Below are 17,168 nucleotides of genomic sequence, written 5' to 3' on the forward strand. Positions count from 1 at the left end.
ACATATTTTTGAACGGACAACTATTTATTAGGATTTAATACAAATGATTTTCTCAAATCGGTTTAGGGTCTTATTTTACATCCCCAACAAATTTTCTCATTCTTTCCATCGCCACTTTCAGTTTTTCCATTGAAGTTGCATAAGAGCAGCGTATATACCCTTCTCCACTATCACCGAATGCATTTCCGGGTACAACCGCTACCTTATATCGAGTTAAAAGTTTTTCCGCAAACTGTTCTGACGTTAGCCCAGTTTGGCGAATCGATGGAAAAACGTAGAAAGCCCCTTCTGGCAAATGACAATGTAAACCCATTTCATTCAGTTGTTTTACTAAAAAATTCCGACGTTTACGATAGGAATTTCTCATCTCAACTATATATTCTTGTCCATTTTTTAACGCCTCAATCGCTCCATATTGAGTTATGGTTGAAGCACTAATGATTGTGTGTTGAAGGACCTTTAATATCGGTTGCGTTAACCATTCTGGAGCACATATAAAACCTAATCTCCATCCAGTCATTGCAAAAGCTTTTGAAAATCCGGATACAAGAATGGTCCGGTCTCTCATTCGCTTAATAGAGGCTATCGAGTAAAAGGTGTCGTCTTCATATGTCAACTCAGCATAGATTTCATCAGTAATAACTAACAAATCATGTTCTACGATAATTTCAGCTATTGCTTCTAATTCCTGTTGGTTCAACAAACTTCCTGTAGGGTTGTTCGGAAAACAAAGAATAATTGCCTTTGTTCTTGGGGAAATCGCTTGTTTAATTTGTTCGGGTTGAGGTTTAAACTCATTTTCAAAAGAAGTAACAATTGGTACAGGATTCCCCCCAGCCATTGAAACCAACGCCCTATAAGCAACATAGCTTGGTTCTACTATCATCACTTCGTCACCAGGATTTATAATAGCCCTCAATGAACTGTCTAATGCTTGACTACCTCCTACCGTAACAATTATTTCTGTAGTAGGTGAGTAGGAAACTTTAAAACGGTTACTCATATAGGACGATATTTCCTTACGTAGTTCTATTTGACCTTCTATTTCTGTATAGGAAGTAAATCCCTGTTCAATAGATTGGATGGAAGCATGGCATATAGACCACGGTGTGGTAAAATCCGGTTCTCCAACTCCTAATGAGATTATTCCTTCCATACTATTAGCCAAATCAAAGAATCGACGAATACCAGAAGGTCTTATTTGTTCGATTCGGGAGGAAAGATACGATTTCATAGATATATACCACCATTTTAATTATCTTATATACTGTTCCTTAATACCCAAGTTCGCAGCTAAAATTTGCAAGGTCTCCTACCTATCCCTGTAATAAAAATTGTCAAATCTACTCCTTCCTGAACAGACCTTTAATTAGAAAGCAATCATTAAGATTACCTTTTAATCTATAATAAAGAAACTTCAGATAAAATAACCATCCAATTATCTATTTTTTCAACCATCCTTTCCCGAAAAGACAACATTATTTTCAACAGTTTCGCCACACCATCAGAATCTAATTACTTAGTAATAATCTCAATATCTTTAATCATATCGTCATAAGGAACATCCATTCCATCATAACTTTTGACGACATTCCCATCTTGATCTATAAGAAAAAAAGAAGTACCATGGATGACTTGGTTATCTGTGTCTGGTTTTTTTACAATGGTTTTGAAATTCTTCATAGCATATTCTTCAATAAATTCTTGTGAAAATCCGGTTAATAGATGCCATTTTGTTATATCTCCATTAAATTTCATGACATATTCCTTTAATTTCTTAGGTGTATCTACGGTTGGATCTACGCTGAATGAGACGATGTCCACATCTAATTCTTTTTCTTTTAACATCCCTTGCAGTTTGGTCATATTAGCGGTCATAGGTGGACAAACGGTGGCACAATTGGTAAAGATAAAATCTGCAACCCAAACCTTCCCCTTTAAATCGGTTAAACGTATATTTTTTCCTTCTTCTGTTATGGCCGAAAAGTTGGTTAGCTCCCAATTCAGAGGATCTTTTATTCCTTCTCCGCAGCTGGTTAGCAGAAGAACAAAGAAAAACGACGTTATAATCTTAACAATTTTCTTCATCAATTTTTTCCCCCTATATTAAATCAGAATTGATAAAAAGTAAGTAGCTCGCCATGAAGGAAAGCATAAACATCGAAAAAAAAGAAAGCTGCTTTACTATCGGTAGCTAGTTAAGCAGTTTTCTTTTTAAGAAATTACTCTAAATAACTATTAAATTACTCTGCTAGTATGTTATTAAAAAGCTTATATGTTTCTTCTCATCCTTTATTTTACATTATGAATCTTCAAAAATTCTTCATCAGCATTTTGGGTACCTTTCATGATAGCTTGTGTCGCCCAAGTACTTCCAACAATATAAACTGTTACAAATAAATATGCAAAAAACAAATGATTCCCCACCTTTTACTACAAAATTTAATGAAGATAACAAAGTTTTAAACAATCATTCAACTAACCTAGTATTTTTATAGCGGAGCTGGTCCCAATTCTTGTTGCTCCAGCGTCTACCATTGCTCTCATATCTTCACTATTCTTAACTCCTCCTGATGCCTTAACTCCAACATTTGGTCCAACTGCTTTTCTCATAATCGCAACATCTTCAACAGTTGCTCCATGCAAAGAAAAACCTGTTGAAGTCTTGACATAGTCTGCTCCAGCTTTTACTGATAATTCGCATGCTCGTACTTTTTCTTCATTCGTTAATAGACATGCCTCAATAATAACTTTTACTAGTGCCTTTCCTTTTGCAGCCTCCACAACTGATCGTATATCTTCCTCAACTAGTGCATCGTTTTTGTCTTTCAATGCCCCAATATTTATCACTGTATCTACTTCTACGGCTCCGTTTTCAATCGCATTTTTGGTTTCAAATGCCTTTGTTTCGGGCGTGTTCGCACCTAATGGAAATCCTATAACCGTACAGACATTTACATCCGAATCGCGCAAAAGTTCTGCTGATAAGCTTACCCATGCAGGATTTACAACTGCAGATGCAAAGCCATATTGTTTTGCTTCTTGGCATAAATTAATGATATCTTTTTCTTTAGTGTCAGGTGAAAGTAATGTATGATCGATTAATTTTGCTAAGTTCATCTAATTCGCCGCCTTATCGTTTTTTTATTTAATTGGCTAACTGTTCTATAATCACACGTATTTTTTTTAGTTCCATATCCTCAGCACCTTGTACAGGAAGCCCAGCTTCAACATTCTTCCTTGTATATACTAGATTATCCTGGGTGATAATTTCTCCTGGTATAAAAATAGGAATTCCAGGTGGATAAACCATTACAAATTCTGCAATGATTCTTCCTGCTGACTCTTTAAAAGGAATCACTTCTGTCTCCGCATAAAAAGCATCTCGCGGTGTCAATGCTAACGAAGGAATCTCAGGCAACAAAACCGAGCTGTCTACATTCTTGTCCACCTGTGTTTTGTATTCTTGGGATAGTTCGGTTAAGGCTTGTATAAATGTTAATAAATCTTCCTCCGTATCACCAGAAGTGACGATACAGAGAATGTTGTAGAGATCAGATAATTCCACTTCAATATTAAATCGAGTACGAAGCCATTTTTCCACATCGTAACCTGTGATACCAAGCTCTTTTACTGAGATTAGCAGCTTAGTTGGATCCATTGCTACTGCCGCGCTTGATTCCAAAACTTCACGTCCCAAACAATAAAGATGGGGAATTTCATTAATTTTCGAGCGTGTTTCTTCTGCTTTTCGAATCGTTTCCTCTAGAAGTGCTTGTCCTTCAGTTGCCAGTGATTTTCTTGCCACATCTAAAGATGAAAGTAGTAAATAAGAAGTCGAGGTTGTTGTTAACATACTTAAAACAGATTGTACCCTTTTAGGAGACACAAGTTTCCCCTTCAAATTCAATATTGAGCTTTGAGTAAGGGAACCTCCTAGCTTATGAACACTAGTTGCAGCCATGTCAGCACCAGCCTCCATAGCAGATAAAGGCAATTCCCTATGAAAATGAATATGTGCCCCATGGGCTTCGTCTACTAGTACAGGAGTATCCCTGGAATGAGCAATTTTTACTATTTTTTTCAAATCACCCGAAACACCGTAATAGGTTGGATTAATAACAAGAACTGCTTTCGTATCAGGATGAAAATCTAATGCCCGTTCGATAGAATCTGGTGTAATTCCATGTGAGATTCCAAAATAGGAATCAACCTCAGGATGAATAAAGATAGGAATTGCTCCTGATAAAACAATGGCACTCATGATAGATTTATGAACATTTCGAGGCACCAGTATTTTATCACCAGGTCCGCAAACAGACATAATCATGGCTATAATGGCCCCGCTAGTACCCTGTACAGAGAAGAAGGTATAATCTGCACCAAATGCTTTGGCAGCTAACTCTTGCGCCTGTTTTATAATTCCTTTAGGAAGGTGCAAATCATCAAGAGGTCCTATATTGATTAAGTCGATTGATAGAGCATTTTCGCCAATGAATTCTCTAAAATCAGGATCCATTCCATTTCCTTTTTTATGTCCTGGGATATGAAATTGGATCGGATTTGTTTCTGCGTGTTTTTTTAAGGCTGTAAATAACGGAGTTTCAAATTGGTCAACCAATTTTTACACACCCTTTCTCATCTGCATATTGAAGTCGTAATCAAAGTTGCAATAGATGATTAAAGTGTTGTTTAGACACATACTTTCCTATAAAAAAGGAACCAAACTCACCAAATCTCGCACTTACTTCATCAAAACGCATTTCATAAATAAGTTTTTTAAATTGGATAGGGTCCTCTGCAAATAGAGCTACGCCCCATTCATAATCATCAAATCCGACAGATCCTAAAATGATCTGTTTTACTTTCCCCGCGTACTTTCTTCCAATTAAGCTATGGCTTCGCATCATTTGATTACGGTCTTCGGTTGATAACATGTACCAATTATCACTACCGCTGCGAAGCTTATTCATGGGATAAAAACAAATATAGTCGGTGGTAGGAATTTTCGGAAACAATCGTGTTCTTATTTCCGGTTTACTATATGGATCTTCCCCCTTAGGTAGATAGTTACTAAGTTCTACTACCGATATATACGATGTAGATTGTTCTGTATACTCAGCAAATTTTGTTTTATTGAAAGCTAGTTCAATCCGAAATAATTCTTCTAAGGTTGGACGAAGGAACATCAGCATGATATCTGCTTTATGCCCTACAATTTGAAAGAGGGCATGACTGCCTTTCCCTTTCTCTTCGTTATCGGTCCATTCGTCCCACAGCTCTACTATTTCCTCAAGAATTTCTAGACGTTGATGCTCGTTCAAGGACCTCCAGCTCTTCCAATTTATTTTGCGAAAATCGTTAAAGCAGTACCATCCTTCAAGTGTTTCTGCAGCATTAGACATTTTGGCTTACTCCCTTTGCTTCTAAATAAATGATACCGAAGTAAATTAGTTCAAAACGTTCTTCTCTAAAAGGATAAAAACCTCACTTACTATGGTGAAAAAATAATTGTGAATCATTTCACACGTTAAACCAATCATCATTACTTTTCTATTTAAGTGGACGCAGTAATAAATCCACTTCTCCATAATAAAGGTTTTTAAAATCTTATAACCATCCAATTGGACACTTTTTTAACCGTCCATTTTACTTCAAAATAAAAAGAACCATGATTAAATCATGATTCTTGGCAAAGAAAATATAAGCAGGAATCGTTGTTAAAGAGAATTAAGAGCTTCTGCAAACCTTTTAATTCCTTCATGTATTGATTCCTCATCTTCCCTAGCGAATGTAAACCGTACAAACCCCTTTTTGGATCCCATCGTGGAACCAGGGACATAAATAACTCCCCTTTTTATGGATTCCTCCAGTAGTTGCATTTCGTTAAAGTCTTTTTTTATCCGGCACCATAAGTGAATGCCTCCCTGAGGGATTGAAAATTCAACTTGTTCCTTTAGATAAAAATTAAGGCTAGTGATAATTTGATCCCTTCGTTTTTCTAACTCCTTCACCAAATGATTGATATGTGAATGAAAACTTTCCGATTCTAAAAAATCATTTGCAATCCATTGAGTAAAGCTTGCATGCCCGAAGTCAATTTGTTGTTTCGCGTCGGATAGCCTTTCAATGACTGGCTTTGGTCCGATAATCCAGCCAATCCTTAACCCTGAAGCAACAATCTTTGATAAAGAGCTTATATATAAGACGTTGCCATGAATATCCATCGATTTTAATGTTGTAACCTCTTCACCCGTAAAAGATGTTAGACTATATGGATCGTCTTCCACCACAGGAATCCCATGTTCAGAGGATATTTCTAATATCGCTTTCCTCTGTTTTTCATGAAGTAAGGTCCCTGTAGGATTTTGAAATGAAGGGTTTAAGAATATCATTTTAATTCGATGTTTTTTATGTAAAGTTAATAATTCATCTGGGTTAATCCCATTCTTATCAACTGAAAGAAAATATGGATGTATTCCGGCTGATTTAAAAATCGGAAGATTATACGAATAGGAAGGGTCCTCTAAAGCCACTGCATCTCCAGGCTTTAACAGGCACTGTACTACTAGGTGTAAAGCCTGCTGGGCGCCAGATGTAATTAATATCGAAGAAGGATCGGATTCAATTCTCCGAAATTGCTTTACATGCTTTGTAATGGTCTCCCTAAGAATATGGTTACCTTGTGGATGGTCATATCCTAAGCTACCGATAAACGATCTAGAAGCCGTTATCTGTCTTAAAGAATCTAAGGGAAAAAGATCTTCGGATAGTTCACCACTGGCTAAATTAATGAGTTTATGTTCGACTGCTTCTTTTCGGATTCTTTGGGTAACAGGTAAATTTGGTAAAAATGATCCTGCTTCAATGTACCTGTTCCAGCTCGGAATACGTTTCTTCGTAATCCCCCAGATATCCTTGCTTATGGTTGTCCCGCTTCCTCTATTTCGTTGAATCAGTCCATTTGATTCTAACTCATCGTAGGCGGAAACCACTGTACTTCTGTTTACGTGAAGTTCCTTAGCTAAGTATCTTTCTGATGGTAATGGTTTATCAGGCGGAAATGTACCATTTGCAATTCCATTTTCAATGTATTCAGCAAGCTGTTTATAGATAGCTTTTTTAGCTTTACGATCTGGTTTCCAGTCCATTGACTACACCCTTATGATTTTATTTTTCTATTGATACCTTTTATTATTTTTCTATTTCACATTTTTACTCTTGAGTTATTTCTATAGAAAAATCCATAAAAAATAACCTATCGAATTATTAAGTCAATAGGTAACAAAACAATAGCGATTTATGCGAAAAATCTAATATACACTCCAAGTGAAATTAAGGATAAGATAATGATCACAACATAAATTAACGTTAAATTTGTGGTATTTCTTTTTGTGGAACTGCTATAGTTTTCATCACTTTTTCCTGTGATTAATAGTGTTGAAACAATTGAAATTAATAAAATAATAATAACTAAAACATACAAAACACTCATGTTACACCTCTTAGACGAATATTCTTAACCTATTTAGAAATGGGAGAATAACTAACACAGTATCCCCCTTCAACAATAGATTATCCTTTAAGGACATCGATTTTCTAAATAAATTCATTATAGTATTTATATACCCACAAAAAACCATCCAATTAACAAAAATTTTAACCAACCACTTTCCTGTGACAGTTTTGTTAAACAAGGCTTAATGATTAGGATTTAAAAAAAACGACATTCCTAATTTGAATGTCGTTTGATAAGAATCATACTAAATAAAATATCCCGGCTAGAAATTGGACATTATGAAAGTGCCAGGTAGCTCCTATTTTTAGGGGTGCCTGGCACATTTTAAATTAAATTAAAAGTCGAATGACCTAATTATGAGCTTTTTTCAAGAAATAGTCTAATACCAAAACCAATCAGAATTGTCCCGGTGATTCCTTCAATGATGTTTTGTTTAGCATAAAGATTGAGTAATTAAAACTTTCCACCATAACAAACGTGTATAGACTTAAAGCCTATACACGTTTTTAAATTTCCTCTAATGTCTATACGCCCGAAACACACTATCTACTTATAGGAAGGAATAAACGGGCGCTTTGCATTTATCGGTGCTGGGGACGGCAAAGTCCGGGTGTTGGATGTGGCAACTGGGAAGGCCATTTGGACCAAACCATTGGCAATTAAAGCTGCCCCTTACCGTACACTGCTTTACAGCCCATGGGCATCCAAGGCAGCGGTTTTACCAAAGGGTCCATATGACCGCCAGTTAGTGTTGGTTGGAGATGTAACAAATGCTTATGCTCTGGATTGCGCGACCGGTGCAGAAGTTTGGCGGCTTAAGGGTGGCTTCCTTTACTCAAGCCCGCTGATTCTATCACAACCAGAGCCACTTTTAATTCTTGCCGATGAATGGGGCAAAGTATTTGCGGTTGAACCTGCAACCGGTGTAGTGCGCTGGATGATTACAACACAACAAAGGATATTTAACGCATCTCCTGTTTTTGCAAATGGTATGGTTTATAGGACTAAATCCAAAAGATGGTTCAGTCGTTGACCGATACCACTTCTCCACAGGGTATACCTATTCTACTCCTGCTTCATTAGGAAACATTCTCTTCGCAGCAGGGCAGGACGGAAAAGTTCGAGCGGTGACTGTCGCCGCACGAAGTTTATAGAAATAATGAAAAGAGTGCCAGGCACCACCCGATGGTGTCTGGCACTCTTTCTATTTTCTCCTTATTCAACCTCTTCTTCTTCGTGATAATCAGGATTGATGACGGTAAATTGATCAAAGGTTTCACCATCAGAAGTAATAGTGGTGAAGGTGATTTGATCTTTGTCTACCTTGGCTTGCATGGAAACAGCAATGTTTTCCATATTGACATAGTCAAAATTCTCATCTGCCACGGCATCGTAGTGTTTCTTACCTGTTGTACCGGCGACTACATAAACCGTTCCGTTCGGGTCTTCTTTGCCTGCCTTCAATTTTTTCGTTCTGCCATAGGAATGATCATGGCCGGAGAATACGATATCAATTCCTAATTCATCGACAACTGGCGGAAGCTTTTCTTTCATGATGGCATTTCCACCAAAAGGATTGGTGAAATAAGGCGGCTTATGGGTAACAAGGATTTTCCAAGGTTTATCGGAATTCTGTACATCCTGTTTCAGCCATTCCAGCTGTTTGTTCAGAATCTCGGTATTATCCGTATACCCTAATACACTTATGTGCATATTATTGTATTCTACTGAATACGTACCGCCTTTATCGGCATCTGGACCATTTTCAGGCGAGTTGAAAATGGCTTTCGCTAAATGGCCATCACCATCCCCCATGTATTCATGATTTCCTAGAGCTGCTACAAGGTCAGTCGAACGGATCTTGTTGTACTGGCTCATGGTCCGTAATGTATCATCCCATTGCTTGAATTTAGAAGATTCATCAATCATGTCGCCGACATGAATCATGAACGACAAGTCTTTTTGATCTAAATCCCCTAGTATTTTATTAAAATCACTCAAATCGGAAGGAGATTGCGTGTCTCCTAAAATCGCAAATTCAAACGATTGCTTCCTTTTTAACGTGTTGAACTCTTGTAGTTCTGACCAATTTTTGCCATCACCAACACGATAAATATAAGTCGTACCTTGTTGTAATTTCGTTACGTTTACTTCATTCACGCGGACGATTCCGTTTTTCGAAATATCTTGCTCTCCAGAGAATACTTGGTTGCTGAATGATCCGGTAACCGTTTCTAGTGCACTTTCGCCTTTCTTGTCATAGTCCGTTTTTCTAGCAAACTGGATTACCGTTTTTTCTTCCGCTAATGGACTCGACATCCATGTGAAACCTTTTTCTTTAAAAGGATCACCCGTAGGCGAGCTAATCACATTTTTGATTTCGTTTGCCGCCGCTAGAGAAGGATAGGTCTGCGTGTGCAATTTGAATGAATACTTTCTATCTTTGACAGCATATAAAGCAATTTTATTAACTTCATTAATGATAGAATCGACTAGAAGAGAACCCTTTTCGTCTGTTTTTCCAAGTGAAACAGTATGATCATCAATCACGGCAAAAACTTCCGCATTAGCGACAAATTCATTCTTAGTATCTTTCACCATCATAACCGTTGGCTTGCCAATTAAAATGTGCTCTGTAACTATTTCGAATGCACCTTTGACCTCCACGCTCGCAGGTTTCATGGAATAGGTAGAGACAAAACTTTGATCTTTCGCTGTTCGATAGCTTAAACTACCTTCTGCGATTTCATAGGTTAACAAGCTGCCTTCCTTTGTATTTTCAGGTATGCGAACTTGAATCGTTGCCGCATCTGCAGCTGCCGCTGATTCGCCGTTATTCACAAGATTCAGTGTAAGAATTCCCGTTTCCTTGTCATAGGTTGATGTGCTAGTGCTAAAGGCTTCGGAAAAAGTAACGCTTTCTACTGGATAATTCTTATCAAGTTGCAATTTAATGGCTGATTCAGAGATTTCAACTGGATTTGTTGTTTTCACCACAAGCTCGAACACATCGCCCAGCAACGCTTCCTCTTGTTTTTTTACGATTTCAACCTTGGCTGAACCGGTGTTTACTGTGAAATAGACTGTTTTAATAGCTTGGTTTCCAAATTTATCTGGAACCATAAGGGTGACCTGATGGGTTCCATCGGCAAATTTTAGTCCACTTAAGGACACGGAGCCATCCATATCATATGAAAAATGCCCTTCCAGGTTGGAATAATCCTTTCCATCTATGAAAATACTTATTTTATCCCAATCGATTCCTGTTTTAAATGGATCGTTTTCATATTCATTTATGTTTGCCTTCAGATTCACAGCATTGGTCGTGAATTCTTTCCCGTCAACGTTAATGGACTCTATCACAGGAGGATTTAAATCATCGACTTTATCACCGTATACTGCTCTAATATTATCAACATAGATAGAACCTTTCGTCATCGGACCGGTGATTCCTGACTTTGTCGACATTAAACGGATGGTTTGTGTCCCATGAAGTTTGAATGGTCCTGTAAAGGAGGCAGGAATCTCGGCCTCAATGTACTTCCAGCCTGTCCAATCAATCCCTGGCTTTTCCCCTGTCAAATTGATTGTTTGATTTTTGTTGTTAGCATCGACAATCATCATTCGCAGCCAATAGCCTTGTGCTTCCGGCGTTGCGTACACCCACATCCCGATGCTTGAAGGAACATCAGGAATGGCTGTGTTCGTACCTGGTCCAGCATAAACTCCAAGAGTGGTTCCTGTTTGTGCATTGGTAAAATCAAAATCCAGCTTTAATGACTGACTGCCAAATCGAACAGGTGCTGGATATTTACTTAAACTAAGCGTTCCTTTTTCGCCGCGGTTGGCTGTTGCTGTTCTCCAGCTTCCAAGATCCTTCTCAAAATCAAACATTACTTCAGGAAGTTTTCCAACCGAAACCTTGATTTGTGTTGATAGATTTGAACCTTTCAGGCGTGCTGTGATCGTACCAGAAACGGTTTTATCAGTTGAATGCAGCACACCGTTTTCATCAATGGTACCCATACCTTCTGGGATTTCAAATTCGATATCTTGTAAACTCCAATCTACTACTCTCTTTTGAAACTTTGTCACTAAGCCCAGGTTGCTTTCACTATTCTTTGCAACGGTTAATTCTGATGAGCTGAAAGACATCTCATCCGGTTGGGCGATTTCAATGATACTTTTTCCAACCTCATTGCCTTGATGTTTCAGTACGATATTGAATTGACCGGTTTTTCCGTTCGAAGTAAAATTCCCTTTCTCATCAATGCTCCCGAAGGAAGAATCCGATAATTCCCATGTTAAGCCAGATGTCGGCAATGGAGCGGAAGCCATGGATTTGTCCCTTCCCTTCGCGGTAAATGATATGGCTGAGCCAGGAGTAAAGGATTGATCATACGGTTCAATATGAGCAGAAGCAAAAACATGATCAGCAGGCTCTTCCGTTACAATCAGCCAAGAATTCGCAACACTTCGTTCCGAACGGTCAGATGGTTGGTTGTCAACCTCAATTTTGTCTCCGCCCAGTTCACGAGTGGTAAAAGTTGACGACCCTCCGCCATCAAGGTTTAACGCATCCACAGCTCCTAGATCTATCATTAATTGCGCCAAATCAGGCATAGAGATTCCAGCTGAATATGGCTCTTGTCGGCCATCAATCACGACAAAAAATACGTCGCCGTCTGCTTTAATCCCAACTGCGGTTCTAGGCTCTTTATCTGCGCCTGTTTGCGGAGTTTGATAGATTTGTCCATCTTTAACTAGGATTGCATTCCCGCCTAAGGCTTCTTGTAATTGATCTTTCATGACATCATATTCAGCGGCTGAACCTATTACCGCTTCACCTGACTTGGTCATTCCAAAAAATCTCCAGGATCCATTCTGGGCTTTTATTGCTTTTCCATCCTTATATACAATGCCATTCGGCTCCCCTGTTGCCATATTATAAAAATCGGCATTTACAGCAGCAACCACTTGATGGTTATCCGCATTTGCGGATTCCGCTTGCTTTCTAACCGGCTGAAGGCCATATGATTCTCCGTCATTCGGTGTTCCTGCTTCAATCGAAACACTAGGATTATGTACATCTACATCCACTACAAAACTCTCAATCTTTTTACCGTCTTTCCCCTCAAAACTATAATGTTTTTCCTTCACACCAGGTCCAAGGTCAGCTTGATATAGGTTGATCGGTGTTTGAACAACCGCAGAATTTAAATCAAAGCTACCCAAGGCCGACGTCAGGTTGGGAGAAATGATACTCGTAGCCAAAGCAACTGACAGAGTGATCGGCACAAACCTTTTCTTCCAATTTCTCTTCATACAGCACCTCCTAAGTCTATTAAACATCGTCAAATTATGACCAATTCTTCCACTAAATGACGATAAATTCATTTTATTCCAAAACTATTAAGTTACTATTAATTGGATGTAAAGATTTGCTCGTACCAACCGGTGCCTGTCACCACCCGAGGTATCCTCGACTTCCTTTAATTCGGTAAAAATACATTCCATGACTGGTTTTCCTGCTTTATGCAGGTTATCTTTCCCCCAGTTTTTAATGGCGAGTTCTCTCGTCTCAGGATTGTAACGAATTACCTTGTGATGGTGTATGAATCGTTCCATTAACGAATGAACACCCCAATTGAATAGCCCAAATCAAAAGCCATTTGTTTTTTGGTAATCTTATAGATCCCAATTTGAGTCGTATTTGAATTCGTAAGAAGTAGAGGTAAAAATACTTATCCTCCGGAGTCATCTCTTCCAGAACAATCGGATTCTTCCAAAAATCAGTTTCATAGACGCTACGAATGTCCTGTTTTTGAATGCATTCAGATACATATTTAAACCAACCTTCTTCAGACTTTTTCACAAAAAAAAACACTCACAAACAACATTGATTAATCAAAATTTGTGAGTGTTTTTAGCATTTAAGAAAAAACAATGCTTGTTTAGGCATTGTTATATATCTTTTTTAATGATTTTGTTCTTTTCTTTTTGTTTAGTTAAAAAATATGAATTGATCCAGGCAGTTATCGGAATAATCAGAGCGACACCTATTCCCGCACAAAAGATGGTGATTATTTCAGCACTAAAGATTTTTGAATTGACGATTTCTTCAAGAGTATAAGATAAATCTTTAAACCAAATTAGCAGGGCCAAATAGCCTCCAAAGAAGGCAAAAAATAACGTATTCGTACTTGTTCCTAATATGTCTTTCCCAATACTAATTCCAAAAGCAAATAATTCTTTTCTGCTTATGGATGGATGATGGTGAAACATTTCCCGCATAGGAGATGAAATTGCTATGGCTGTATCTGTAATGGCACCAATTGTACTCATTATAATGACAGAAGCAGCTATCTTAACAAAATCCACCCCAATATAAAGGGAAAAGACGGAAAGCTCCTCTGCTTCTTCCGCACCAAATCCTTGAATCATGGCACTTTCTGTCAAAATCAGAATAAAAAAGAGCAGTATAACAACAGTTATAATAGTAGAAATGAAGGCAGTGATGGTTTTCTTATTCACTTCATTAATATAAAAGAGATTTATGCAACTGATCACGGTTGACGCGATCAATGTTAAGATAATAGGATCAGCTTGGGGAATTGTCATAATAAAGATAGTAAAAAAGAGTACTCCAAAGTTTAGGAATATCGCAATAAATGACCTTTTCCCTTTATCACCGCCAATAAAAATCATCAGGATTAATAAAATGGCTGCCAGCCACAATAATACATTCATCTTCTTGCCCTCTTTCGATTAACGAAAAAAATGGTAGTATATAGCCCTATTGGGATTGTCATCACGATTCCTATACCGCCTGCCAGGGCCCGAGCCACTTCCAATGATAGATTCATGGAAAGAGTGAATATCAATGGGGAATTATTTTTTAAATACAAAATAAGCATTGGAATGGACCCGCTGATATAGGCAAAAAACAAAATATTCGTCATGGTTCCCATTATATCTTTGCCAATCTCCATTCCTGAAGTTTTAAGTGCTTTTACCGGAATGTTGTGATCCTTCTCATACAACCCAAAGATAGATGAAGACATGGTAATGGCCACATCCATTACTGCTCCTAACGATCCGATAAATAACCCTGCCATAAACACTTCTTTATAAGGACGAGTTAAAAATTGCATTTCCTCATATCGAAGTCCTTTTTCGGCCGTTAACCACATCACAAGATAGGTGATGAACAGCGAGACAAAAGTTCCTAATAATGTTGCAACAATTGCGGCATATGTTTTTTCATTAAAGCCGTTAACGAGCAATAAAGAAAGGACCGTAAACAATATCACACTTATACTGCATATCCATAACAAACTGATGCCTGATGTATTCAAATAAACATCCAATGCATAGGATAACAAAACGGCATTGACAGCCAAGCTGATAATAGATAACAACCCTTGCTTTTTTCCCACGAAAAGCAGAGTAAAAATAAACACCCATGCTACCAACAATATATATTTATCGCGCTTTACTTCCATTATGTCTCCAATTAAATCTGTATTTTCCTTTTTTTTCGTATCAATCAAAACAAACAATTCATTTCCAACATGATATTCTTGATCATACGCTCCCGATTTGGAATACTCATTTGTTAAATGGATAAGCTGTCCTTTGTGGTCACCATTTTTTATTTCAGCTATGATCCGTTGAGTGAAAAGACGATCTTTATTTTCATGCAAATCGATCAATTCCGTAGAATCGCCCAACTCTATTTCAATAACCTCAGCTATTGGTCTTTCGTAAAATGAATGATTGTGATAGACAAAAAAAACGGAGGAGACAAAAAAAAGTAAGATTATCGAGTACCAAAATATTTGTTTGTAAGTCATTTTCTTAAATAACTTTACTATAACCTTCAAAAAAAAACCTCCAACTTTTGGGATAAAATACAATATACAAATTTTTAACATAAGGCTATTAGTAGCAAAACAACGACATAGGATAACCTTAAAATACTGCACAGGAGGTTCATATAACAAAAGTATATAGTTTACAATGGACTAAGAATAACAGGAATGATTTTGAACCGTCAAGTTAATCTCCACCCACTTTTAATTCATGCTAAGACACGAATTACAAGAGCAACCCTACAGTGAGGAGACTTTTAAAGATAAAACCAGCATGGCTTTATGGTAAAACCCTTTGATGTAACATAAGACAAGCTTGATATAAAATAAATAACCTTTTCTTCCAGCATCTAGTTTTATTTAATTAGCTGACAGCTGACTATATTTACTATTACAATCACAAACGAATGAAGGCAAAATTAAAAGACCTGAGTCCAGTGGAATACCGAACTCAAGTCTTAAAAGTAGCATAAAGGTATTTGTCTATCTTTATGGGATTGATCGAATTTTCAGTCGCTTTTTGTTCTAATGAACATTACATGACTTGGCATAAGGTCATAGAGTAATTTTGTATGTTTCATGCTACACAATCCACATGGGGTGGGTAGTGATAGTATAATTTTATGATAGCCTTACCACCTCGCCTAAGAATGAGTGCAGTAGGAACAAAATAGCATACTCTACCTATTGAGTGTTTTCACTTTTCTTTTTTTTTGATAGGTTAATGGTGTTAAACCAGTAAATTTCTTAAATGCCCTACTAAAATAAGCAGGGTTATTTTTAAAGCCTATTTTTTCTGCGACCTCAGAGATCTGTAATCGGTTAGATTGAGTGATAAGCTCCTTGGCCCTATTCATGCGATAATGCATTAAGTATTCAGTAAAGGTTTGCCCTGTTTCTTTTTTAAATTGCTTACCTAAATAGTCCTTATTCATAAAAATCACTTCTTGAGCAAGCCATTTTAATGTTAAATCAGGATTACTTATATGTTTATCAATCTCATCAATAATTTGATTTATAACGATACTATATTGTTTGGCATTGTCTTTTGGGTATACTTTGCCTATATCATTTGTAATGTTAATTAATTCTGTTTTGATAGAGTCTAGATTGTCCGTTTGGAAAATAACTATAAGAGCACCTGAATAATAATAAAGAAGTTCAGAATTATCCATTGCAGAAGATATAACATTATTTGGATTGTGATTTAACAAATAACTAATCTGATTCATATATTCCCCTCACTGAAATCGCTTACTAATTAATGATGGCACTCTTGAAACTCCCAAAATAGAAAAGGCCAAGCAAATGGTTCCGCCGCCTATCATTACGACTTAGCAAGGCGGAGCTTGACCTTTTCCCCTTTATTTTAGAGCCTCAATAGCATCCATGATTTCTTTGATAGTAGAATCTTTCTTGCTATATTCCTCATGCATAGGCTTAACCTTCTCGATAAATGGCTCTTTATCTACTTCAGTGAATTTCACGTCCATCTTGGACTTTGCTTCTGTTATTGCCTCTTCAATCGCTTGATTCCAGAGTTCCTTTTGGTAATCTGTAGAGGACTGAGCTGCATCCGTTAGGATTTTCTGCTGTTCTTCAGATAGGCTGTTCCATGTAGTAGAACTCATAACAAGAATATCCGGAATCATGGTATGTTCATTGATAGAAAACTCTTTAGCCACTTCTCCGTGCTTTCCAGTTGTTAATGCAGTTTCATTGCTTTCCGCACCATCGATAACACCCGCTTGCAGTGCCGTATAAACCTCTCCATA

13 protein-coding genes and 2 pseudogenes are annotated in these 17,168 nt (G+C 37.4%); 2 read left to right on the top strand and 13 right to left on the bottom strand.

Annotated elements, in window-relative coordinates; translation table 11 throughout:
* Window positions 1-70: 70 nt before the first annotated feature.
* The 7 genes from ACIQAA_RS31190 to ACIQAA_RS31220 all read right to left on the bottom strand — a co-directional run bounded on the left by ACIQAA_RS31190 (window position 71) and on the right by ACIQAA_RS31220 (window position 7,495).
* The gene (locus ACIQAA_RS31190; RefSeq protein WP_402627475.1) at window positions 71-1,234 is read right to left on the bottom strand and encodes an aminotransferase; all 1,164 of its coding nucleotides are present in this window, start codon (window positions 1,232-1,234) and stop codon (window positions 71-73) included.
* A 281-nt stretch (window positions 1,235-1,515) separates the two neighbouring features.
* Entirely contained in the window at window positions 1,516-2,088 is a 573-nt protein-coding gene (locus ACIQAA_RS31195; protein WP_402627478.1) for an SCO family protein, read from the bottom strand.
* A 390-nt stretch (window positions 2,089-2,478) separates the two neighbouring features.
* Complete coding sequence (gene deoC / locus ACIQAA_RS31200; RefSeq protein WP_402627481.1) at window positions 2,479-3,120, bottom strand: deoxyribose-phosphate aldolase; 642 nt, start codon at window positions 3,118-3,120, stop codon at window positions 2,479-2,481.
* A gap of 28 nt (window positions 3,121-3,148) precedes the next feature.
* Entirely contained in the window at window positions 3,149-4,621 is a 1,473-nt protein-coding gene (locus ACIQAA_RS31205) for an aminotransferase class I/II-fold pyridoxal phosphate-dependent enzyme (protein ID WP_402627484.1), read from the bottom strand.
* Window positions 4,622-4,661: 40 nt separating this feature from the next.
* Window positions 4,662-5,405, bottom strand: coding sequence for a hydrogen peroxide-dependent heme synthase (hemQ, locus tag ACIQAA_RS31210; protein ID WP_402627487.1), 744 nt, complete (start codon window positions 5,403-5,405; stop codon window positions 4,662-4,664).
* Between the two features lie 315 nt (window positions 5,406-5,720).
* Window positions 5,721-7,151, bottom strand: a complete 1,431-nt coding sequence (gene pdxR, locus ACIQAA_RS31215; RefSeq protein ID WP_402627489.1) for a MocR-like pyridoxine biosynthesis transcription factor PdxR — start codon at window positions 7,149-7,151, stop codon at window positions 5,721-5,723.
* A gap of 149 nt (window positions 7,152-7,300) precedes the next feature.
* Window positions 7,301-7,495 (bottom strand): hypothetical protein, encoded by a 195-nt coding sequence (locus tag ACIQAA_RS31220; RefSeq protein WP_402627492.1) that lies wholly within the window; start codon window positions 7,493-7,495, stop codon window positions 7,301-7,303.
* 607 nt (window positions 7,496-8,102) lie between these two features.
* Here ACIQAA_RS31220 and ACIQAA_RS31225 point away from each other — a divergent pair.
* Window positions 8,103-8,552, top strand: a complete 450-nt coding sequence (locus ACIQAA_RS31225) for an outer membrane protein assembly factor BamB family protein (protein WP_402627512.1) — start codon at window positions 8,103-8,105, stop codon at window positions 8,550-8,552.
* 182 nt (window positions 8,553-8,734) lie between these two features.
* Here ACIQAA_RS31225 and ACIQAA_RS31230 read toward each other — a convergent pair whose 3' ends face one another.
* The 4 genes and pseudogenes from ACIQAA_RS31230 to ACIQAA_RS31245 form a co-directional block, all read right to left on the bottom strand.
* The gene (locus ACIQAA_RS31230; protein WP_402627495.1) at window positions 8,735-12,844 is read right to left on the bottom strand and encodes a phosphodiester glycosidase family protein; all 4,110 of its coding nucleotides are present in this window, start codon (window positions 12,842-12,844) and stop codon (window positions 8,735-8,737) included.
* A gap of 147 nt (window positions 12,845-12,991) precedes the next feature.
* Window positions 12,992-13,280 (bottom strand): annotated as a pseudogene (locus ACIQAA_RS31235) (DNA replication protein DnaD); the annotation flags it as partial.
* A 203-nt stretch (window positions 13,281-13,483) separates the two neighbouring features.
* Window positions 13,484-14,269 (bottom strand): YibE/F family protein, encoded by a 786-nt coding sequence (locus ACIQAA_RS31240; protein WP_402627498.1) that lies wholly within the window; start codon window positions 14,267-14,269, stop codon window positions 13,484-13,486.
* Entirely contained in the window at window positions 14,266-15,405 is a 1,140-nt protein-coding gene (locus tag ACIQAA_RS31245; protein ID WP_402627500.1) for a YibE/F family protein, read from the bottom strand. The genes ACIQAA_RS31240 and ACIQAA_RS31245 overlap by 4 nt, the downstream gene beginning before the upstream one ends.
* 365 nt (window positions 15,406-15,770) lie before the next feature.
* On the opposite strand from ACIQAA_RS31245, the pseudogene ACIQAA_RS31250 reads away from it, so the two are divergent.
* Window positions 15,771-15,866, top strand: a pseudogene (locus tag ACIQAA_RS31250) (IS3 family transposase); the annotation flags it as partial.
* Window positions 15,867-16,073: 207 nt separating this feature from the next.
* Here ACIQAA_RS31250 and ACIQAA_RS31255 read toward each other — a convergent pair.
* Together ACIQAA_RS31255 and dctP are read right to left on the bottom strand one after the other, a co-directional pair.
* Entirely contained in the window at window positions 16,074-16,625 is a 552-nt protein-coding gene (locus ACIQAA_RS31255; RefSeq protein WP_402627502.1) for a helix-turn-helix domain-containing protein, read from the bottom strand.
* 132 nt (window positions 16,626-16,757) lie between these two features.
* Window positions 16,758-17,168 (bottom strand): TRAP transporter substrate-binding protein DctP (dctP, locus tag ACIQAA_RS31260; RefSeq protein WP_402627505.1); only part of this gene is annotated, 411 nt, incomplete at its 5' end.

This window comes from Neobacillus sp. NPDC093182 (assembly GCF_044754045.1).

What these genes read in the sequence shown, in the direction of transcription:
- ACIQAA_RS31190 (WP_402627475.1), bottom strand. Translation starts at nt 1,234, where the DNA reads ATGAAATCGTATCTTTCCTCCCGAATCGAACAAATAAGACCTTCTGGT.
- ACIQAA_RS31195 (WP_402627478.1), bottom strand. Translation starts at nt 2,088, where the DNA reads ATGAAGAAAATTGTTAAGATTATAACGTCGTTTTTCTTTGTTCTTCTG.
- deoC (WP_402627481.1), bottom strand. Translation starts at nt 3,120, where the DNA reads ATGAACTTAGCAAAATTAATCGATCATACATTACTTTCACCTGACACT.
- hemQ (WP_402627487.1), bottom strand. Translation starts at nt 5,405, where the DNA reads ATGTCTAATGCTGCAGAAACACTTGAAGGATGGTACTGCTTTAACGAT.
- pdxR (WP_402627489.1), bottom strand. Translation starts at nt 7,151, where the DNA reads ATGGACTGGAAACCAGATCGTAAAGCTAAAAAAGCTATCTATAAACAG.
- ACIQAA_RS31220 (WP_402627492.1), bottom strand. Translation starts at nt 7,495, where the DNA reads ATGAGTGTTTTGTATGTTTTAGTTATTATTATTTTATTAATTTCAATT.
- ACIQAA_RS31230 (WP_402627495.1), bottom strand. Translation starts at nt 12,844, where the DNA reads ATGAAGAGAAATTGGAAGAAAAGGTTTGTGCCGATCACTCTGTCAGTT.
- ACIQAA_RS31240 (WP_402627498.1), bottom strand. Translation starts at nt 14,269, where the DNA reads ATGAATGTATTATTGTGGCTGGCAGCCATTTTATTAATCCTGATGATT.
- ACIQAA_RS31255 (WP_402627502.1), bottom strand. Translation starts at nt 16,625, where the DNA reads ATGAATCAGATTAGTTATTTGTTAAATCACAATCCAAATAATGTTATA.